Origin of the sequence: Paenimyroides viscosum (assembly GCF_003858535.1) — a bacterium.
GTDB classification, from domain to species: Bacteria; Bacteroidota; Bacteroidia; order Flavobacteriales; family Flavobacteriaceae; genus Flavobacterium; species Flavobacterium viscosum.
Genome location: NZ_RQTJ01000002.1, coordinates 57,739 through 77,851, shown reverse-complemented (window position 1 = coordinate 77,851; position 20,113 = coordinate 57,739). Strand labels below are relative to the sequence as shown.

At 33.4% G+C, this 20,113-nt stretch carries 21 protein-coding genes and 1 pseudogene; 12 read left to right on the top strand and 10 right to left on the bottom strand.

Going from position 1 to position 20,113, the window contains the following annotated elements; translation table 11 throughout:
- Positions 1-80: 80 nt before the first annotated feature.
- From EG242_RS01430 to EG242_RS01410, 5 genes are all read right to left on the bottom strand, one after another.
- Positions 81-1,061: a LuxE/PaaK family acyltransferase gene (locus tag EG242_RS01430; protein WP_124898138.1), complete on the bottom strand. Its 981-nt coding sequence runs from the start codon at positions 1,059-1,061 to the stop codon at positions 81-83.
- Positions 1,062-1,142: 81 nt separating this feature from the next.
- The gene (locus EG242_RS01425; RefSeq protein WP_124898137.1) at positions 1,143-2,003 is read right to left on the bottom strand and encodes a lamin tail domain-containing protein; all 861 of its coding nucleotides are present in this window, start codon (positions 2,001-2,003) and stop codon (positions 1,143-1,145) included.
- Between the two features lie 118 nt (positions 2,004-2,121).
- A complete protein-coding gene (locus tag EG242_RS01420; protein WP_124898136.1) occupies positions 2,122-2,472 on the bottom strand; it encodes a T9SS type A sorting domain-containing protein in 351 nt (116 codons plus the stop codon).
- Positions 2,473-2,742: 270 nt separating this feature from the next.
- Positions 2,743-3,915, bottom strand: a complete 1,173-nt coding sequence (locus EG242_RS01415; protein WP_124898135.1) for a hypothetical protein — start codon at positions 3,913-3,915, stop codon at positions 2,743-2,745.
- An 85-nt stretch (positions 3,916-4,000) separates the two neighbouring features.
- Entirely contained in the window at positions 4,001-6,745 is a 2,745-nt protein-coding gene (locus tag EG242_RS01410; protein WP_124898134.1) for a TonB-dependent receptor, read from the bottom strand.
- A 180-nt stretch (positions 6,746-6,925) separates the two neighbouring features.
- On the opposite strand from EG242_RS01410, the gene EG242_RS01405 reads away from it, so the two are divergent.
- From EG242_RS01405 to EG242_RS01385, 5 genes are all read left to right on the top strand, one after another.
- Complete coding sequence (locus EG242_RS01405) at positions 6,926-7,609, top strand: response regulator transcription factor (RefSeq protein ID WP_124898133.1); 684 nt, start codon at positions 6,926-6,928, stop codon at positions 7,607-7,609.
- Positions 7,609-8,658, top strand: coding sequence for a sensor histidine kinase (locus EG242_RS01400; protein ID WP_124898132.1), 1,050 nt, complete (start codon positions 7,609-7,611; stop codon positions 8,656-8,658). The genes EG242_RS01405 and EG242_RS01400 overlap by 1 nt, the downstream gene beginning before the upstream one ends.
- Before the next feature lie 67 nt (positions 8,659-8,725).
- The gene (gene trmB / locus EG242_RS01395; RefSeq protein ID WP_124898131.1) at positions 8,726-9,400 is read left to right on the top strand and encodes a tRNA (guanosine(46)-N7)-methyltransferase TrmB; all 675 of its coding nucleotides are present in this window, start codon (positions 8,726-8,728) and stop codon (positions 9,398-9,400) included.
- Entirely contained in the window at positions 9,400-10,026 is a 627-nt protein-coding gene (locus EG242_RS01390; protein WP_124898130.1) for a LysE family translocator, read from the top strand. The genes trmB and EG242_RS01390 overlap by 1 nt, the downstream gene beginning before the upstream one ends.
- Positions 10,019-10,333: an MGMT family protein gene (locus tag EG242_RS01385; protein WP_124898129.1), complete on the top strand. Its 315-nt coding sequence runs from the start codon at positions 10,019-10,021 to the stop codon at positions 10,331-10,333. The genes EG242_RS01390 and EG242_RS01385 overlap by 8 nt, the downstream gene beginning before the upstream one ends.
- A 45-nt stretch (positions 10,334-10,378) precedes the next feature.
- Here EG242_RS01385 and EG242_RS15205 read toward each other — a convergent pair.
- The 4 genes and pseudogenes from EG242_RS15205 to tpx all read right to left on the bottom strand — a co-directional run.
- Positions 10,379-10,483: pseudogene (locus EG242_RS15205) on the bottom strand (T9SS type A sorting domain-containing protein); the annotation flags it as partial.
- Positions 10,484-10,507: 24 nt separating this feature from the next.
- Complete coding sequence (locus tag EG242_RS01375; RefSeq protein WP_124898128.1) at positions 10,508-10,738, bottom strand: hypothetical protein; 231 nt, start codon at positions 10,736-10,738, stop codon at positions 10,508-10,510.
- A 33-nt stretch (positions 10,739-10,771) separates the two neighbouring features.
- Complete coding sequence (locus tag EG242_RS01370; protein WP_124898127.1) at positions 10,772-11,788, bottom strand: RCC1 domain-containing protein; 1,017 nt, start codon at positions 11,786-11,788, stop codon at positions 10,772-10,774.
- A gap of 115 nt (positions 11,789-11,903) precedes the next feature.
- Entirely contained in the window at positions 11,904-12,404 is a 501-nt protein-coding gene (tpx, locus tag EG242_RS01365) for a thiol peroxidase (protein WP_124898126.1), read from the bottom strand.
- A 232-nt stretch (positions 12,405-12,636) separates the two neighbouring features.
- Between tpx and EG242_RS01360 the strand changes: the two genes are divergently transcribed.
- The 7 genes from EG242_RS01360 to EG242_RS01330 all read left to right on the top strand — a co-directional run bounded on the left by EG242_RS01360 (position 12,637) and on the right by EG242_RS01330 (position 18,452).
- On the top strand, positions 12,637-13,761 hold the full coding sequence (locus EG242_RS01360; protein ID WP_124898125.1) for an Mrp/NBP35 family ATP-binding protein: 1,125 nt from the start codon (positions 12,637-12,639) through the stop codon (positions 13,759-13,761).
- Between the two features lie 39 nt (positions 13,762-13,800).
- Complete coding sequence (locus EG242_RS01355) at positions 13,801-14,046, top strand: NifU family protein (protein ID WP_124898124.1); 246 nt, start codon at positions 13,801-13,803, stop codon at positions 14,044-14,046.
- 86 nt (positions 14,047-14,132) lie between these two features.
- Positions 14,133-15,191, top strand: a complete 1,059-nt coding sequence (locus EG242_RS01350) for an NAD(P)/FAD-dependent oxidoreductase (protein WP_124898123.1) — start codon at positions 14,133-14,135, stop codon at positions 15,189-15,191.
- Positions 15,192-15,289: 98 nt separating this feature from the next.
- On the top strand, positions 15,290-16,753 hold the full coding sequence (locus EG242_RS01345) for a DUF5687 family protein (protein ID WP_124898122.1): 1,464 nt from the start codon (positions 15,290-15,292) through the stop codon (positions 16,751-16,753).
- Between the two features lie 2 nt (positions 16,754-16,755).
- Complete coding sequence (locus EG242_RS01340) at positions 16,756-17,457, top strand: ATP-binding cassette domain-containing protein (protein WP_124898121.1); 702 nt, start codon at positions 16,756-16,758, stop codon at positions 17,455-17,457.
- Between the two features lie 121 nt (positions 17,458-17,578).
- The gene (locus EG242_RS01335; protein WP_203227668.1) at positions 17,579-17,914 is read left to right on the top strand and encodes a 2Fe-2S iron-sulfur cluster-binding family protein; all 336 of its coding nucleotides are present in this window, start codon (positions 17,579-17,581) and stop codon (positions 17,912-17,914) included.
- 214 nt (positions 17,915-18,128) lie between these two features.
- Entirely contained in the window at positions 18,129-18,452 is a 324-nt protein-coding gene (locus EG242_RS01330) for a hypothetical protein (protein ID WP_124898120.1), read from the top strand.
- 437 nt (positions 18,453-18,889) lie between these two features.
- Here the strand turns inward: EG242_RS01330 and EG242_RS01325 are convergent, their stop codons facing one another.
- Positions 18,890-20,068: an acyl-CoA dehydrogenase family protein gene (locus tag EG242_RS01325; protein ID WP_124898119.1), complete on the bottom strand. Its 1,179-nt coding sequence runs from the start codon at positions 20,066-20,068 to the stop codon at positions 18,890-18,892.
- Positions 20,069-20,113: the final 45 nt, after the last annotated feature.

Sequence of the window (20,113 nt, the reverse complement as noted above, 5' to 3'; positions counted from 1 at the left end):
TTATTTAGAGGTCTCGACTCCGCTCGACCTGACAGTTAGGCATTGGTAAAGTTTGTCACTTCGATTTCGTAGTCGAGAAGCTAATAAACCATTAAATTACATCCGCGAATATCCGAATTATCAAAACGTCCCAATACTTCAAACGAAAAGTTAGGTTGTTTTTTACCTAAATCTTGTGTAGCAATAAAGGCGCACGAATTAATATTAGCCAAATCAATCACATTTATTCCACCGGTTTTTCCGTCTTCAATAATAGTTAGCGGATCTTCGGTATCGCGAATTAAAACATCCATCCACGGCGGACATTCAAAAATACCATCGCCAAGCGAATATGCTTGAGAAAGTAACTCGGTCATTCCATATTCGGAATGAATTTTCTCCACACCAAAACCATCGGCTAAAATAGTATGCAACTCTTCGCGAATTAGTTCTTTCCGCTTGCCTTTCATACCACCGGTTTCCATAATAATGGTGTTTTTAAGGTTAAACTTTTGCAGTTCAATTAAATCTAAAAGTGCATAAGTAACACCAATTAACAGTACATTCTGTCCGCTGTTATCTAGCTCAATTAATTTCTTTGCGAGTTCTTCGTAATTATGCAGATAAAAACCAGAATCGGGATGATTTGATCCTTCGATAAAATCTTTAGCCATATAAATTAATGACGATCCTTGGCGTTCCAGATAGGAGGGAAGCAAAGCTAAAACGGCATAATCTTCAATGTTTCCGTAAAATTTAGAGAAAGCGCTGCGAAAACTGGCTTCGTAAAAACTTAAATCGGTTACATGATGTTTAGAAGTAATTATTCCAGTAGTTCCGCTACTTGTAAAGGTTGTTTGTACAGCATTTATAGAGCTTAATATATCTTTCGATTTAAAAAATTCGATCGGTAAAAAAGGAATTTCGGTAAGATGTTTTACGTTTGATGGATTTTTCTTTAACAGCAAACAGTATTTTTGATACACTTCGTTATGTTCAAACTGAAAGCGAAAAACTTTCATAGCCGTTTTATGAAATTCTTTTGTAGTATGTATAGAAATAATGTCTGTTGCTGTAAACACGATAATTGTTTTAAAATACAAAATTACGAATAAAAAAAGCATCTCGGTTAGGAGATGCTTTTAAGTTGTATGTTAAATAGATTATTTAATGATAACTTTTCTTGTAGCTGTTTTTCCAGCTTCGTTGATTTTTGCTACATAGATACCAGCTTTTAAAGAAGAAACGTTTACTGTTGATACAGTTGTAACGTCTAATACTTTTTTACCTGTTAAATCGAATAACTGTACGTTTTTATCAGCAGTACTGTTAGATGTAATGTTTAAAACATCATCTGCAGGGTTAGGGAAAATGTTTAAACCTTCGATGTTGTTTTCTTTAACTGAAGCAGCACAAATGTTAATCGGGCTTTGAGAGTTTCTTGGAGCCGGAGCAGCTACTGTGAAATCTGCGGCGTTATCATTTGTGTCAGTACAACCATCACTATTTCTAAAAGCTGCTGTTGTATTTGATAATACAGGAACAGCTGCAGTTCCTTCATACATATTTGCAGATCCTGTTCCGATAAAATCAATTACATTAGCGTCAGTAACAGAAGTAACAGTTATAGCGTCTGATGCCAAAACAATTTTAAGATTTGTTCCACTCATTGCTAATAGTTCAGTACCAGTAGGTGTGAAATCTGGATCTAAATCTATTGTTCCTCCTGTTCCAGTAGCTTGTTGTATTAGGTAATATTGTCCAGGCTGAATAGTAACACTAGGTAAGTTCGTTTTGTTTGGATTAGTAGCTGTACCTCCAAAAGTTCCAGCAGCAGAAGCATATTGTAAAGTATATCCTGTAATATCTACAGCAACACTACCCCTGTTAAATAATTCAACAAAATCGCTTTTGTAGGTTGCTCCACTGTTTCCGCCTCCACCATATACTTGGCTGATTACTACTTGCGCATTCGCAGCAAAAGAAGCTGCCAAAATTGTAACTAAAGTGTAAATTTTTTTCATATCTAAATTTGTTTTAAATTTTATTATACAAAGTTACGGTATTTTTTTTAACTGCAAAAAAGTGTATGTTACTAAATTGTTTCTATTAAAAAAGCCCGCTATTATACGGGCTTGGTTGTTATTTAATTACTATTTTTCGAGTAATACTATTATTTTTTTCAGAGAGTTTTAAAATATAAACTCCTGCTTTTAGGTTATTTACATTTAATTCTTTCTGATATCCGTTCATTTCGGTTATAAAAATACGTTTACCTAACATGTCATACAATTCCAATGTTTTAACAGAACTGGTTTCCGTGTTAATGTATATTTTTCCGCTAGTAACCGGGTTCGGATATATCTGAACTTTATCTAACGTATTTTCGGTTTTTGTTTGCTCTGCTATTCCACTGTTCTTAGCTGTTTGTGCTTGCACAGAAAAGCTTGTTATTAGTAACAGTAAAAATATATATAGGTATTTTTCTTTCATAGTTTTATTTAATTAAGTAAATATATAAAAATAATATCAAATAAAATACCAAAAAAATAACCTCAATAAAAAATTAAGGTTATTTATGAAGATTTTAACTGTTTTGCTGTAGTTAAATTAGCTGTTTAAAGGATTTTTATCATACAATAAATGCTTGGTATGACCGAGTTAAAGACATTTTGACAGTTTTTTAAATTTAAAACGAGAAATTTTCACTTCTCGTTTTACTACTTACAACAATTACATTTTCTTTTTTCAATATATTATATTTTACAAACCAACAGTCCAGCCGGTTGCCCATGTTGGGGTTTGCGTTCCGTTACCTGCACCTGTAGCATTTGCATTTTCAGTAAAAATTCCTGTAGCTGCTGTATTAGCTTGTGTTTTTACGTTGTCAAACCTAACGTTGGTAGCTTTTAATTCTTTAGAAATTACATATCCGGCAGATAAATCTGGCGCTGCTTGTACATCAAAACCTGTTCCCCAGTTGCTTAAAACTACGTTATCAAATGATCCTTTAGTACCGACTCTTAATTTAATACCATGGTTTTCGCCACCAGCATTATTTCCTATTAATGTAAGGTTTTTAATAGTTGGGTTTGATATTGGTGTAGCTGCTTCGTTGTTAGAATTGTTATCTGCTTCAATACCACGGTTACCGTCGTTTGTTCTTTTACCGTACCAGTTTTCACCTGTTCCGTTCCAACCTTCTGTCCAGTCAAATAAATCATCACCTACTTCTGCAGCAAAGTTAGTAACAACTAAATGTTTAGCATCTACAGTACCACCAAACCACTCAAATCCGTCGTCTGATCCTTCATGAATCTGTACAAAATCAATAGTTGTTCCTTTACCAACACCAAACATAGAAACTCCGTTGAATTCTTTATCTGCATTGTAAGAATATCCAGAATATTCAACTCTTAAATATTTAATAGATCCTGAATTGTCATTAGCATCAGATCCACCATAAGTTAATTCAGAAACCTCAGCTGTTGCAGTTGTTCCTTTGTTAATTGGTGCTTTACCACAAATTACCAATCCACCCCAAGACCCTGGTTTTTGAGTTTCAGCAGTCATAATTACTGGGTTAGATGCTGTTCCTTCTACAAAAATTTGCCCGCCTTGCGATACAGCTATGTATCTAGCAGCATCAAACTGACCTGATCCTAAGGCAGTAGCTTCAATTTTAACACCTGCTTTAATGGTTAATTTTGCTCCAGAACCTACGATTAGTTTTCCTGTTAATTTATAAGTTCCGTCGGTTAAAATTACGTGTCCGCTTTTAATTTCGCCTGTTAATGCGTTGCGATCAACTTTAAAATCTGAAGTTGGTTGTTCTTCAACTGGAGTTGAATCATCGCTTGTACATGAAACTGCTGTTACTGCTAATGTTAATGATAATAATGTTAAGCTAAATAGTTTTGAAATTGGCTTTTTCATTTTCTTTAATAATTAGTTATTTATTTGATACAAAGTTGATTATTAATACTTTATTGTGTGTTAAGCGTATGTAATGATTATGTTGTTAAAATGTATATTTAGCACCTAAACTAAAAAACGCTCCTCTTTTATAGGTAACGGCATCAACCACACCCGATTTGTTGTCTTGAATTCTGCGGAATTCTGGATTTAAAATGTTACGAGCAGCAAAATCTAGAGCAAAGTTTTTATGAATTTTTGTTTTTAAGATAAAATCTAAACTTCCCATGCCTTTATCTATTAAGTTACCTTTTTGAGATCCTAAAGCGTACAAACGATCAGAATAATGTGTGTAGGCAAGTGTTGCAGTCATTCCTTTGCCTTCGTTCCATTCTGTAACATACGATATATCTGCGTTTAATAACAAATCAGATGCTCCTGTGAAAGACGATTCGGTATCTTCAAAGTTGGTATTAATGGTTCCGTTGGTTTCACGTCTGATTTTTTCTGCATCAATTTCTTGATTGGTTTTCATGTATGATACATTTAATCCACCAAAAAGGTTGTTTGTGTTGGTTCCGCCAAAATCAAAAAGTCTTTTCTTAATTTCGAATTCTGCGCCATACACATACCCTTTATCGCCTATATTAACCCAAGTGATATCGTTGGTTGATGATGCCATAGTGATTTCGTTGATAGGATCTTGAATGTATTTACCAAAAGCAGCTACCGAAATTACTTCATCGTTCATTGGGAAAATCTCCCATTTTAAATCTAAATTGTAGTTTTGCGACGGATATAAATACGGGTTACCAATTTTAATTTCGGTTACGTCTTCGTAAATAAAGCGAGCACGTTCTTTAAACTGAGGCAAGGTGTAGGTTTTACTTGCTGCTAAACGTAAATTTTGTATGCTAGATAATTCGTATTTTAACGATAAGTTTGGTAAAAATTCGTTACGTTTAAATTCGTTAGATTTTTGATCGGCATCTAACTGTGTTCTCCATTTAACCAACTGGTCAATTTTTTCGTAACGTAAACCAACAACTGCACTGAATTTATCAGTTAAACGGTATTCTAAATTAGCAAAACCAGCATGTATGTTTTGTTCACCGTTATAAGTTTGTGGTGTATCGTTCGCAAATGATTCTATAACAAACAACCCTTCATCGAAGCTTTTCTGATTAAAAAAAGCGTCTAAGTTATTTGGATCGAAGAAGTATCCGTTTGCAACGTTTCTAACAGGACCAATAATATCTAAATTAAATTGTATTGCTTCGAAATCTCTTTTCTTTACACGGCCGTTATAACCAAAAGTTACTTTCCCTTTTTCACTACCGTTTTCATCAGTTCCTAATTTGTAACTCAATGCCAGGTTTGCTGCCATTTCGTTTTCGGTTAAGTTCTGGAAATAACGGTGGTTATCTGTTGGTGTATTTTGTGCCAGCGTGTATCCTTTGTAATCATTCCAATAGTACATCTTACTTTGTGTTCTGTCTGGCATGTCGCTTTCAATAGTGTTGTACGAAAGTGCCCAGTCAAAATCTAACTTCTCGTTCAATGAATGATTTCCTAACAACTGGTTGATTAAAACAGTATTTTGAGTGAATGTGCCACGTTGAACTAAATGTGAATCGTGATCGCCTTCAAAATCACGGTCGCTACCATTGTAAATATCTCTTGATAAATCTGATGAGTTGATGTACAAAAAGTTGTAAGCTAAACGGTGATTGTCGTTTACATGATAATTAGCATTAAACATACCTGTTGTGTTAGTGGTATGTGAGAATTTTTCTTGTTGAAATGATTTTAGCTTAGCACCTTGTGCATTCAATGTTTGGTTTAATCCTTCCCTGTATGTAAAGCCGTTATCAAAACTTGCGGTTGCAAATAAATTTAATTTTCCGGTTTCGCCAATAAAGAATGATTTTCCTGCTTTTAAACCAAAGTTTCCACCAATTGGTCCTGCACTTTTAGGTTGCAAGCTATTTTGAAAGTGATAACCATTAAAAGGATTGTTAGGCTTTCCGTAAGATGCATAACCCATTTTACTAGGTCCTTGTGGAAGCATAAAATCGCTGCCTTTGCTTAAAGCGTTAGTATTTGCTTTTCCGCCTAATTCAATTTCAAACAAACTGCTGTCTTTAAAATCTTTTGATGAAATATCTACATTTCCACCACCAAAATCTCCTGTATTTCTTGAATTAAACGTTTTATCGATCGAAATATACTCTACAATATCAGTAGAAAATAATTCTAAATTAATGTTCTTTTTTTCAGGATCGTTAGAAGGAACCGGCAAACCATTTAAACTTGTAGAGTTGTAACGATCGCCCAAACCACGAACATAAACGTTGTTGCTGCCTTCTTGCTGAGAAATGCCTGCTGTTTTTGCAACAGCTGCAGCCACATCGCCCACACCTTTACGAGAAAGTTCTTGTGCGCCAATTTGTTGTTTTATTTCTAAAGATTTACGTTGTTCGCTCAATAAAGCGGTTTCCGATGATTTTCTGTTGTTAACCGTAATAACCAATTCATCTAAATTTCCTTCATCGGGTATCATATTAATAGATAAATTTTCGGTATTACTTGTTTCATAAGGCATTGTAAAAGTTTGGTATCCGGTGTACGATGCTTCTAATACATAAGAACCTTGAGAACATTCCACTTCAAAATACCCGTTTTCATCTGCTTCTGCACCAAAATCGGTATTTTGCAACATAATGGTTGCAAAAGCCAAAGGTTCGTTGTTGTTAGCGGTGTCGTAAATGTAGCCTTTAATCGTTTTTGTATCTTGCGCATAAGTAGCCACTCCAAATAAAAACGCTGCTGCCAAAAAATTTAATTTCATTTAATTTTGTATTATATTTTTTCATTGCAAAGAAATTACCTAAAGGTTATTGTAAGGTTATAGCCCAATTATGAATATGTTGGGTTTTTGTAAATTAAATGTTACCACATTAAATAATTGTTAAGCGGTTGTTTGCTTTTTATTTATCTTTAATTTTACAACTGAAACAACATATAACAAATGAAAAACAAGGACATTAAAATTTTGCTGGTTGATGACGATGCAGATATTTTAGAAATTGTAGGATTTAATCTTGAAGCAGAAAACTATCAAGTATTTACCGCTAAAAACGGAAAAGACGCATTAACAATTGCAAAAAAAGAAATACCTAATTTAGTAATTTTGGACGTGATGATGCCCGAAATGGATGGTATTGAAACTTGCGAGAACATGCGAAAAGCGCCCGTATTAAACAATACCATTATTACCTTTTTAACAGCCCGAGGCGAAGATTATTCTCAAGTTGCAGGTTTTGATGTTGGTGCCGATGATTATATTACCAAACCTATAAAACCAAAATTATTGGTTAGTAAAGTAAAAGCATTGTTACGCAGAGTTAAAGAAGGTGCACCTGCAGAAGATGTTTTAAAAATTGGGAATATTGAAATTAACCGCGAAGAATACAAAATTATAAAAGATAAAGTCGAAATTATTTTACCACGTAAAGAGTTTGAATTATTTTACTTGTTGGCATCAAAACCGGGAAAAGTTTTTAAACGCGAAGAAATTTTAGATAAAGTTTGGGGTAACGAAGTAATTGTAGGCGGCAGAACTATTGATGTACACATACGAAAGCTACGCGAAAAAATTGGCGACGATTTGTTTAAAACAATTAAAGGAGTTGGTTATAAAATAGAAGTTTAATGGGTATAAACTACCGTAAATCATATAAATTTGCAGTAAAATCGGCGGCTGTAATCACCATTTTTAGCACGCTGCTTATAATACTATTACAGTATTTATTCTTTACTATAGATTGGCTTTTTACAGTAACATTTACGCTACTGTTTTTTGCGTTTAGTTTCTACGTACTTCAATATAGGGTAGAGCGATTTATTTACCGTCGCATTCAAAAAATTTACAAAGAAGTAAGCATTCTAGACGAATCGGTACTGCGAAATCAGCCCATTACAACCGATATGCAAACGTTAATGTACGAAGTAAACAAATTCGCGACCGATAAAAAAGTAGAAATAGAATCGTTAAGAGTACAAGAAGAATACCGCCGTGAATTTATTGGTAACGTAGCTCACGAACTTAAAACACCATTATTCACCGTACAAGGGTATGTTTCAACCTTGTTAGAAGGCGGTGTTAAAGACAAAGCCCTGCGTAAAAAATATTTAACTCGTGCCGATAAAGGTATTGAACGATTAATTGAAATTGTGAACGATTTGGATATGATTACCAAATTAGAAACAAATGAATTAAAGCTAAATAAGCAAACCTTTGATATTATAGAGATCTTTCAAAATGTATTTGATCTTTTGGAAATGAAAGCCGAGAAAAAGGACATAACAATGATGTTTGATAAAGATCATTACAGATCTATTATAGTAAAAGGTGATCGAGAAAAAATAAATCAAGTTGTTTTAAATTTGGTTGATAATTCTATAAAATACGGAAGAGAAAACGGCACAACAGAAGTATCAATAGAAAGTTTAACCGATAATAAATTATTGGTAAGAATAACAGATAACGGTTACGGAATAGAAAAAAAACATATTCCCCGATTGTTTGAACGTTTTTATAGAACAGATGTTAGCAGATCACGAGATGTTGGCGGATCTGGTTTAGGACTATCCATTGTAAAACACATTATAGAAGCCCATAACGAACATATTTACGTAGAAAGTAAAATAGGTGTAGGGTCTGAATTTTCATTTACCATAGAAAAAGCTGTTAAAAAATAACAGCTTTTTTGTTTTTCAAGATTTTTATTAAACGGCAATTGTTGTATTTTTACCAAAATTTATAGATGTGGGAAGTAAAAATAAATTGAAACGTTTCAGAGAAAACGAAACGTTCTCAAATGTATATCAGCCAAATAGAGAAGAGGTTTTAAACAATACTTTTAGCTTAAAAGGCAAGTGGAATAAAGAAGTTTTTAAAAACGATAACCCAATTGTTTTAGAATTAGGTTGTGGTAAAGGCGAATATTCTGTTGAGCTAGCACGTCGTTATCCAAATACAAATTTTATCGGAGTTGATATAAAAGGATCTCGTTTTTGGCGTGGAGCTAAAACGGCGGTTGAAGAAAATTTACCGAATGTAGCTTTTTTACGCACGCAGATAGAATTGATTGAAAATTGTTTCGGTACGCATGAAGTTGATGAAATATGGATTACTTTTCCCGATCCTCAAATTAAATACAAACGTACAAAACACCGTTTAACCAACGAAGAATTTTTGGCTCGATATAAAAATATCTTGAAACAAGAAGGTATCGTAAACCTTAAAACCGATAGTGAATTTATGCACGGTTATACTTTGGGGTTATTGCATGGTGCAGGACATAAAGTATTGTACGCAAACCATCATGTGTATAGAAACGAAGGCGCTCCGGAAGTAGTTACTGCAATACAAACTTTTTATGAGTCGCAATATCTAGAGCAAAACAAACCAATTACTTATATTAAATTTCAACTTAAATAATGAATTATCTTCTTCCTTTTTTAACAGGGCTTGGTGCCTCTGTTTTAGGAACGTTACTGCCAGGTATTTTAAATGCTACCGTGGTAAATATTTCTAAAAAAGAAGGAATGAAAAATGCGTACAGCTTTATGCTGGGTACATTTGTTGTTATTGCACTACAAACGTATTTGGCGGTTTTCTTTGCGAAAATTATTGATAATAGTATTTTTATAACCAACATTCTTCGTGAAATTGGTTTTGTGGTTTTTTTAATATTAACAATTTATTTTTTTGTTGCAAAACCTAAGAAAAATAACGATAGTGAAGTTCAGGTTGTACAAAAAAGAAAACGTTTTACTCAAGGTATATTGTTGGCGTTAATAAACGTATTTCCTATATTTTATTATGTGTTTATAACCGTTACCGCTGTAAATAATAATTTTTATAGTATTAATTACATAAGTAATATATTGTTGACCGTTGGGGTGTTAATAGGTGCTTTTTTAGCTTTTATGTTTTATATTAATTTATTTAAAAACAAAACAGATCAAGATAGTTTTGTTTTAAAAAATATCAATAAAATATTAGGATGCATTACCGGGTTAATTACTCTTATAAACCTTTGCAAGCTTTTTTATAATGATTGAAAAAGATTTTTTTCAACGAGTTTATGAAGTTGTTAAACAGATTCCTTACGGAAAAATTACAACTTACGGAGCCATTGCAAAAAAGATAGGCGCACCACGTTCTGCCCGAATGGTAGGTTATGCCTTAAACGCATCTGCTATACACGAAGATATTCCTGCACACAGAGTAGTAAACCGTAAAGGATTGCTAACAGGCAAACATCATTTCCAAGGAACCAATTTAATGCAACAGTTGTTAGAAAATGAAGGAGTAAAGATCAAAGAAAATACGGTTCAAAATTTTAATGATCATTTTTGGGAGCCATAAACAAAACGTCCAAAGTTTAAACTTTGGACGTTTTCTGTTTTAATCTTATTTTTTTATAAATTTTGAATGATAAACTGTTCGGCTATTGGCTTCTAGTTTTATTATATAGGTTCCATGAGCAAGCGATGATACATCAAGCGAATTGCTGGAAACATTTTTGAATAATACGGCGTCTCAATTTTCTGAATAAAAAGTTATTTTACGGATTGAAATGTCTTTATTCCAAAAAATAATATCTGATGTAGGATTTGGATACAACAAGAAATCAAAATTATTTTTTGCAGAATCGGGGAGGTTTTTACAATCATATATTAATAGAGGGTCGGTAGCTACAAAATTTGATTCAAAACCTTGAAAGGTTTCAGAAATTCCAAGAAACCATAACGAATTGTCTTCTTTTACCAAGTAATGTGTGTTATGACCTGCTACTGCTTTTTTTCAATTTGAGTCAGTTCCAATCTGTATTATCTTTTTATTGATTATGTTATATGTTAATAACCCAAAATGCCATAAAGTACCATCTTCTTTTATTCCTATAAAAGCATTGTGACTCACATCAACATCTTTCCAATTTGAATCTCCAATTTGTGAATATTCTGTACAATAATTTACTTTTTTTATATCTATATTAGATGTGGCAGCAGAAGTATATGACCATCCCCATAATGTATTATCATTTTTGAGCATAACAAAAAAATCATCGGAACCAGTTATAATCTTTTTCCAATTATTTTCATTTCCAATTTTATAAAATCCATTAGCTTGAACTTGAGTACCTTCAGGAAAACGAAGAGGTGCACTTGCGCCTGAATTTCCGGTTCCTATTTTTACAGCTCCTGTACCATAAAGTGAACCATTTTTCTTTATAGCTAAAGTGGTGTAATTGCTTGCATGTACATAGCTCCAATCATTATCATTATTTAATTTAATAGGTGTTGTTTGGTCTAATGGTAGATTAAAATGAAAGTATCCTAATGATTCAGTTCTTGTATTTCCCCATCCCCACAATGTGCCATCTTTTTTTAATGCCAATGAATGCCAAGTTCCCGCAGCTATCAAGTCCCAATCTTTATCTGAACCAATCTGTTTAGGTAAGAAGTTGCCTGCATCTATTGTTCCATTTCCTAATCTTCCAGAATCATTTGTTCCCCAACTCCATAAACTTCCATCATTTTTAATGCCTAAAGTGTGACCGGCTCCAAAACTTATCATTTTCCATTCATTTTTACTAAGAATAAAAGGATCGGAAAAAATTTTTTGTCCATTTTTTGAATTATTACCTAATTGTCCGTAAGCATTCCCTCCATAAAGTAGCATTTTATTATCTTTTGTGGTAACTGCTACACAATGACCTAAAGTGCCAAAAGAATTACAAAAAATATTCTCAACACAATATTGACAATATGCATTGAGATTTAATAGAAAAAAAATGAGTAAAAGTATTTTTTTAAGCATAATTCACAAGTATTGTTAATTTAGTTGTGAATGTACTAATATTTTTATGATATTCATACAAAAACACCGCCAAAGTTTTAAACTTTGGCGGTGTTTTTCATTAAAAAAGCAACTTTTACTTCAACGCATTAATTGCATGGTTATAATCTGGTTCTTGAGTGATTTCAGGAACTTGTTCATTGTAAACCACTTTTCCTTCTGGGTTAATAACAACTACCGCTCGACTCATTAATCCGTTTAAAGGTCCATCGGTCATTTGTACGCCGTAAGCATTGTTAAAGTCGTTGGTTTTAAAATCCGATAGTGTTTCTACATTCTGTAAACCTTCAGCCGCGCAAAAACGATTCAATGCAAAAGGTAAATCTTTAGAAATACATAAAACAACCGTATTATCTACAGCCGAAACTTCTTTGTTAAAGGTGCGTACAGATTGTGCGCAAACACCTGTATCAACACTCGGAAAAATATTTAAAACCACATTTTTTCCTTTGTAATCACTTAACGATTTTTCAGATAAATCGCTTGCTGTTAATTTAAAATCCGGAGCTGTAGCGCCAATTTCAGGTAAATTTCCTGCGGTATTAATTTGGTTTCCTTTAAATGTTATCTGTGCCATAATTTTATTTTTATCTTTTTATAAAAGTACAATTTTTTAAGAAATGAACCATATAAAATAAAGGTTAACTATTATTGGTATAAAAAATAACTATCAAAGCTGTAAACACAGCATTTATCAAATGATTAACTTTACATTGTGATAATTTCGTATTATCTTTGCAATTTAAAATAATTCTATATAAGTTGTTTACTAACAGAATATTATCCAACTTAATTTTAAGACACATTCAATGAAATTAGATAGAAAAGAGATATTGGCAGCGTTAGAAACCATTTCGGTTGCTGGCGAAGGTAAAAATATGGTTGAAAGCGGTGCAGTACAAAACGTAATGACTTTTGGCGATGAAGTGGTGGTTGATGTTACTTTACACACACCGGCTTTACATATTAAAAAACGTGCCGAAGTGGATATCATGAAAACAATTCACGAAAAAATCTATGATAAGGCAAAAGTAAAAGTAAATATTAAGATTGAAACTCCTGAGAAACCAGAAATCAAAGGAAAATCAATTCCGGGAATCAGTAATATTATTGCGGTGTCGTCTGGTAAAGGTGGTGTTGGTAAATCTACAATTACAGCAAACTTGGCGGTTACTTTAGCAAATATGGGCTTTAAAGTAGGTGTTTTAGATGCCGATATTTACGGACCATCAATGCCAATTATGTTTGATGTTGAAAAATCGAAACCTATTTCGGTTGATGTAGACGGAAAATCAAAAATGAAACCTATTGTAAGTTACGGAGTTGAATTACTATCAATCGGATTTTTTACAAGTCCAGATCAGGCAGTAATATGGCGCGGACCAATGGCTTCTAAAGCATTAAACCAAATGATTTTTGATGCAGATTGGGGCGAATTAGATTTCTTACTTTTAGATTTACCACCAGGAACGGGCGATATTCACCTGTCGTTATTACAGTCGTTACCAATTACAGGTGCGGTGGTAGTAAGTACACCGCAAGCAGTTGCGTTGGCTGATGCAAGAAAAGGTGTATCGATGTTTATGGCAGACAGCATCAATGTACCGGTTTTAGGTATTGTGGAAAACATGGCGTATTTTACTCCGGAAGAATTACCTGAAAACAAGTATTATATTTTTGGTCAAGAAGGGGCAAAGAATCTTGCTTTAGATTTAGATGTTCCGTTTTTAGGTGAAGTGCCAATTGTACAAAGTATTCGCGAAGCAGGCGATTACGGTCGTCCAGCAGCATTACAGGATCAATCTGTAGTAAGTGACGCTTTTGTGGAAATCGCTAGAAATGTAGTGTCGCAAACCGTTTTAAGAAACGAATCGCTTCCACCAACCGAAGCAGTTAAAATTACAACAATGGCAGGTTGTTCTGCTGTAAAATAAAAATTAAAACATTGATTGTTTTACATCAATTTTAAAAATATGACTTCAGAAGCAATAAGACAAAATGTAGAAAAAGCGTTAGAGGAAATTCGTCCGTTTTTAAAATCAGACGGAGGTGACATCAGCCTTGTTTCTATCGAAGACGACAAATACGTTAAAGTGCGATTAGAAGGTGCTTGTACATCTTGTAAAATCAACCAAATGACATTAAAAGCAGGGGTGGAAACTACAATTAAAAAATTCGCACCTGAAATTGAAACGGTAGAAAACGTTGCCGTTCTTTAATAAGCTATAAGAAATAGTGGTAAATGAATGATATTTATCACTTTTTTTATTCTTAGAGCGTTTTAATTTTATACAAAATTTAATTTATGATTGAAACTGATATATTAATAATCGGTGCCGGACCAACAGGACTTTTTACTGTGTTCGAAGCCGGATTATTAAAATTGCGCTGTCATATAATTGACGGACTTCCGCAACCCGGCGGACAATTAACAGAGTTATACCCTAAAAAACCAATCTTCGATATACCAGGTTATCCGTCTGTTGGCGCTGCCGAATTGATCGATAACTTAATGGAACAAATAAAGCAGTTTGAACCTAGTTTTACCTTAAACGAAGTTGCCGAAAGTATTGATAAGTTAGAAGACGGAACGTTCATTGTTACTACAAACAAAGGTACAAAACATCATGCAAAAGCCGTTGCAATTGCTGGTGGTTTGGGTAGTTTTGAACCACGTAAACCAATTATAGAAGGTTTAGGTTTTTACGAAGATAAAGGGGTGGAATATTTCGTTAAAAATCCGGAACAGTTTAGAGATAAAGACATTGTTATAAGTGGTGGAGGCGATTCTGCTTTAGATTGGAGTATCTTTTTAAGCGATGTTGCTAAAAGCGTGACATTGGTTCACAGAAGAAATGAGTTTCGTGGCGCATTAGACTCTGTTGAAAAAGTACAGGAATTAAAACATCAAGGGAAAATTAATTTGATAACGCCTGCCGAAGTTACCGAAATTCACGGAAACGAGCATGTAGAGGCAGTAACCTTGTCTTTTGACGGCGGTGCATCTTCACAAACAATTAAAACCGATTATTTTATTCCGTTGTTTGGTTTAACTCCAAAATTAGGTCCTATTGCAAACTGGGGATTAGAGATTGAAAAAAATGCCATTAAAGTAAATAACGCGTTAGATTATCAAACCAATATTGAAGGCATTTATGCTATTGGCGATATTAACACGTATCCGGGTAAATTAAAGTTGATTTTATGCGGATTTCACGAAGCTACTTTAATGTGCCAAAGTGTTTATAACCGAATAAATCCCGGTAAGAAATATGTGTTGAAATATACCACCGTTTCTGGTATCGACGGTTTCGACGGAACACGTAAAGAAGCCGAAAAAGCAGTTGTAAAAGCCATTGATTAATCAATCGATATAAAAAATATAAAGAGTATGTTTAAAAAAGCATACTCTTTTTTTGTAACATTTTGTTAAAAACCCTACTTACTAAATAAAAACAGAGTATGACATTTAAACAACTTGCAAGCTTAGAGTGGAAAGCTATGACACGTAAGGGTGCAGTTGCCCAGCGCGTTTTAATGGCTTTAGGAAAAGGCTATTTCGGGATTTGTTATTTGATAACTATGGCGGGCATGAGTGCCGGTTTATTTAAAATAGCCGAAGAAGAAGGATTGGATCCATTTCAGGGTTTTTTTAAATATGCCGTTTATTTATGGTTGGGAGATCTGGTAATTCGTTATTTCTTTCAAAAAATGCCAACCACCTTGGTAAAACCTTTGCTTATACAAAATGTTCGTAAAAAAACAATCGTGAACTACTGTTTAACCAAATCATCCTTATCATTTTTTAACTTTGTAAACCTATGTATGGGTATTGCGTTGTTGCTTATTTTAACTTTAGATTATGAAGTAGATTTTATAACAAGTTTTCTGTTTGCATTGTCGTTTACAATATTTTTTTGGGCAAACAACTTTTTAGTGCAGCTATTAAACCATGTAAATAAATTTGCATTGCCTTTTTTAGTCATTTTTGCAGGTGTTCTGGCGTTAGATTTCTTTAAATATATCGAAGCAACCGCTTACACAAAATATTTTTTTGAAGCACTTTACAATTATCCGTTTTTAATAGCTATTACAACTGCTTATTTAGTAGCATTGCTTGTGGCGTGTTACCGCTTTTACTTTAAAAATTTATCATTAGACAGCGCCATTGTTGTAAAAAAAGAAAACTATAAATATTACGATTTAAACTTTTTAAACCGTTTTGGAACGTTAGCTCCGTTTTTAAAATTAGACATAAAGTTGTTAACTCGTAACAAACGCACCCGCACCGTTTTAATGATGAGTGGTTTGTTTTTATTGTATGGTTTAATATTCTTTACAATGGATATGTACAAATCAAATACCTTTTTTACCATAGTAGCAGCCATAATGATTACCGGCGGATTTATGATGCTTTTCGGACAATACGTGCCAAGTTGGGACAGTAGTTATTATCCGTTAATGATGTCGCAAAATATACCGTATAGAACATATTTAGAATCTAAATGGTTAATAATGGTTTTAGGAACATTGGTTTCAATGGTATTGGCAAGTTTCTATCTGTTTTTTGGTTTAAAAACGTATTTAATAATTGTAGCTGTTGGTTTTTACAACATAGGTTGGAACTGCTATTTGTCTTTAATTACAGGAACTTTTGTTCGATCTAAAATTGATCTTTCAAGTAATAAAAACGCATTCGGCGATAGTAAAGCATTCAGCGTTCAAACATTATTATTAAGTATTCCTACTTTGGCAATTCCTATGGTTTTGTATTTAATTTTAAACACATTTTTACCTTTTAACACCGCAATTATTGTGTTTATAGCAATTGGTTTGGTCGGAATTTTACTTAAAAAGCCCATGTTCAATTTAATTGAGAATCTATACAAATCACAAAAATATAAAACCATAAAAGCTTACAAATAGTTATGATACAAGTTGAAAATTTAAAAAAGATATACGACGGAAATACCGTTTTAGACATACAAGGATTGCAAATACCTATTGGCGAAAGTTTTGGGTTGGTAGGAAATAACGGTGCCGGAAAAACCACTTTTTTTAGTTTGTTATTAGATTTAATCGAACCAACACAAGGATTTATTAAAAACCACAACGTTATTGTAAATAAAAGCGAAGATTGGAAATCGTTTACCACCGCTTTTTTAGACGATAGTTTTTTAATTGGATATCTAACCTGCGAAGAATATTTTTATTTTTTAGGCGAATTGCGCAATCAAACCAAACAGCAGGTTGATGCTTTTTTACTTACTTATGCCGATTTTTTTAACGATGAAATTTTAGGAAAAAACAAATTTATCCGTGATCTTTCAAAGGGAAATCAAAAGAAAGTAGGAATCATTGGAACTTTAATTGGAAACCCTAAAGTGGTGATTTTAGACGAGCCTTTTGCTAATTTAGATCCAACAACACAAATTCGTTTAAAAAAGATTTTACGCACTATTGCCGATACCAAACAAACAACTTTATTGGTATCAAGCCACGATTTAAATCATACGTTTGAAATTTCCGACAGGATTGTTTGTTTTGAACGCGGTAGAATTATTAAAGATATCGATACCAAACAATATTCGTTCGAAGAATTAACTGCGTTTTTTGATGTGGTAGTTTAGTTTATATTCTACAGATTAATCCTGCAAGGTTTAAATAACCTTGTAGGTATTTTTATGTAGGAACTTTAAATCGGTCATTCGTATCGTTTTAATAATTAGTATCTTTGCAAAAATGCAGATTATGAGTGATATTAAAATAACAATTATAGATAGAGAAGGAGTAGAACATACTGTTGATGCACCTACCGATATGAATATGAACGTAATGGAATTGGTGCGTGCGTACGAATTAGCCGAAGAAGGAACCATTGGTATTTGTGGTGGTATGGCTATGTGTGCATCGTGTCAATGCTATGTTTTAAACGAGGAAGAGGTGAATTTGGTCGAGAAAAATCCGGATGAAGAAGCCATGCTTTGGGAGGCTTTTAACGTAAAAGAAAACAGTCGTTTAGGTTGCCAGATTGCAATTACACCCGAGATTGAAGGCTTAAAAATAGAATTAGCTCCAGAGGGTTGAGAAATATTTTAAAAAAAATAATTTTTAAAGAGAATATTTCTATCTTTATGAAAAATTTATAAATAATAGTAAATTATAGATTTGTTTTATTGGATTATTTTTAGTGAAAAGCGAAGGTAACTTCGTTTTTCCTTTTTTACAATAACTTATTTCAGTACAAACGCTTGTTGAACGGAATATTTAATTAATTTTGCTCGATTTTTAATTATCCTCTATGAAAACTTTATTAAAAGTTATAAAATGGTTGTTAATTGTACTAACTGTTTTGTTGGTTGGATACATATTAGGAATATTCTTGTTCCACGATACGGTTTTTTATATGAATGAAAAATACCGTATCTACATGATTATTCAATTGGTGCATCTTGCAGCTTCGTTAAGCGCGTTATTTGTTGTTTGGAGCAGCCAGTTGTTTGACCGTTGGAAAAAGATCGATCAAACATTATTAGTAATGTTTTTATCTATTTTCGGATTGTGGTATTGGTATAAAAAATACAGCAAAATTTATCTAAAACACGAAAACACAAGAGAGTATTAGTTTAACTAAAACAGTAAAATCCCGAACATTGTTCGGGATTTCTTATTTATAAAAAAGTTGATTTTAAATATATTCTTCAAATCTTCGTCAGTTCGAGCTTGTCGAGAATTTATAATTTTAAAACTTCTCGATACGCTTCACTTCGTTGCGTTACTCGAAGCGACGAGTATTGTGATATCTTTGATTAATTATTTTGATATCGAATCAAAGGTCGAAAAAATAAAATCTTAAATGATTATCGGAAAGATTACACCAAGTTTTAGTTTTATCGTCAGTGTCATGCTGAACTTGTTTCAGCATCTCACAAGATAAATAATGATGAGATTCCGTGTCAAGCACGGAATGACACACAGTGTATAGAAAAAAATGTTTTCAATATTTAATTTATGATACATTAATAAATATTTTGGTACAAAGTTCTAGATAATCATTAAATCTTATTTAAAAGCTGCGAATCCGGTAACATCCATTCCTGTAATTAACAAGTGAATGTCGTGTGTACCTTCATACGTAACAACCGATTCTAAATTCATCATGTGACGCATAATAGAATATTCGCCGGTAATACCCATTCCGCCTAACATTTGACGTGCATCACGTGCAATAGTTAATGCCATATCCACGTTGTTACGTTTTGCCATAGATATTTGTGCCGATGTTGCTTTCCCTTCATTACGTAAAACGCCTAAACGCCAAGTTAATAACTGCGCTTTAGTGATTTCGGTAATCATTTCGGCTAATTTCTTTTGTTGTAATTGAAAAGCTCCGATTGGCTTGTCAAACTGAATACGTTCTTTCGAATATCTTAAAGCTGTATCGTAGCAATCCATAGCAGCACCAATGGCACCCCAAGCAATTCCATAACGAGCCGAATCTAAACATCCAAGCGGTGCGCCTAAGCCCGATTTATTTGGTAATAAGTTATCTTTAGGAACTTTAACGTTATCAAAAATTAATTCACCGGTTGCCGATGCACGTAACGACCATTTGTTATGTGTTTCCGGAGTTGTAAAACCTTCCATACCGCGCTCAACGATCAATCCGTGAATACGTCCGCTTTCGTCTTTAGCCCAAACAACGGCAATATCTGCAAACGGAGCGTTCGAAATCCACATTTTTGCACCGTTTAATAAGTAATGATCACCTTTGTCTTTAAAATTGGTAACCATTCCGCCTGGGTTCGATCCAAAATCAGGTTCTGTTAAACCAAAACATCCGATCATTTCGCCCGTTGCTAATTTTGGAAGATATTTCATGCGTTGTTCTTCGTTTCCGTATTTCCAAATAGGATACATTACCAACGATGATTGAACCGATGAGGTTGAACGTACACCTGAATCGCCACGCTCAATTTCCTGCATAATTAACCCGTACGAAATTTGATCTAATCCTGCACCGCCGTATTCCACTGGAATATAAGGTCCAAAACCGCCAATTTCACCCAAACCTTTTACAATTTGATGTGGAAATTCTGCTCTTTGAGCATATTCTTCAATGATCGGAGATACTTCTTTCTTAACCCAAGCTCGTGCTGAGTCGCGTACTAATTTATGTTCTTCTGTAAGTAAATCGTCTAATAAATAATAATCTGGTGCCTGAAATAAATCGGGTTTCATATCTACAATTGTTTAGTTTTCACAAAAATACTTATTTTTTAAGAA

Excerpts from the sequence above, each read along its gene's own strand:
- EG242_RS01400 (WP_124898132.1), top strand. The coding sequence starts at position 7,609 with ATGGGTATAAACTACCGTAAATCATATAAATTTGCAGTAAAATCGGCG.
- EG242_RS01420 (WP_124898136.1), bottom strand. The coding sequence starts at position 2,472 with ATGAAAGAAAAATACCTATATATATTTTTACTGTTACTAATAACAAGC.
- EG242_RS01370 (WP_124898127.1), bottom strand. The coding sequence starts at position 11,788 with ATGCTTAAAAAAATACTTTTACTCATTTTTTTTCTATTAAATCTCAAT.
- EG242_RS01425 (WP_124898137.1), bottom strand. The coding sequence starts at position 2,003 with ATGAAAAAAATTTACACTTTAGTTACAATTTTGGCAGCTTCTTTTGCT.
- EG242_RS01355 (WP_124898124.1), top strand. The coding sequence starts at position 13,801 with ATGACTTCAGAAGCAATAAGACAAAATGTAGAAAAAGCGTTAGAGGAA.
- EG242_RS01390 (WP_124898130.1), top strand. The coding sequence starts at position 9,400 with ATGAATTATCTTCTTCCTTTTTTAACAGGGCTTGGTGCCTCTGTTTTA.
- EG242_RS01360 (WP_124898125.1), top strand. The coding sequence starts at position 12,637 with ATGAAATTAGATAGAAAAGAGATATTGGCAGCGTTAGAAACCATTTCG.
- EG242_RS01330 (WP_124898120.1), top strand. The coding sequence starts at position 18,129 with ATGAAAACTTTATTAAAAGTTATAAAATGGTTGTTAATTGTACTAACT.
- EG242_RS01385 (WP_124898129.1), top strand. The coding sequence starts at position 10,019 with ATGATTGAAAAAGATTTTTTTCAACGAGTTTATGAAGTTGTTAAACAG.
- EG242_RS01325 (WP_124898119.1), bottom strand. The coding sequence starts at position 20,068 with ATGAAACCCGATTTATTTCAGGCACCAGATTATTATTTATTAGACGAT.
- tpx (WP_124898126.1), bottom strand. The coding sequence starts at position 12,404 with ATGGCACAGATAACATTTAAAGGAAACCAAATTAATACCGCAGGAAAT.
- EG242_RS01405 (WP_124898133.1), top strand. The coding sequence starts at position 6,926 with ATGAAAAACAAGGACATTAAAATTTTGCTGGTTGATGACGATGCAGAT.
- EG242_RS01345 (WP_124898122.1), top strand. The coding sequence starts at position 15,290 with ATGACATTTAAACAACTTGCAAGCTTAGAGTGGAAAGCTATGACACGT.
- EG242_RS01415 (WP_124898135.1), bottom strand. The coding sequence starts at position 3,915 with ATGAAAAAGCCAATTTCAAAACTATTTAGCTTAACATTATTATCATTA.
- EG242_RS01335 (WP_203227668.1), top strand. The coding sequence starts at position 17,579 with ATGAGTGATATTAAAATAACAATTATAGATAGAGAAGGAGTAGAACAT.
- EG242_RS01410 (WP_124898134.1), bottom strand. The coding sequence starts at position 6,745 with ATGAAATTAAATTTTTTGGCAGCAGCGTTTTTATTTGGAGTGGCTACT.
- EG242_RS01350 (WP_124898123.1), top strand. The coding sequence starts at position 14,133 with ATGATTGAAACTGATATATTAATAATCGGTGCCGGACCAACAGGACTT.
- EG242_RS01340 (WP_124898121.1), top strand. The coding sequence starts at position 16,756 with ATGATACAAGTTGAAAATTTAAAAAAGATATACGACGGAAATACCGTT.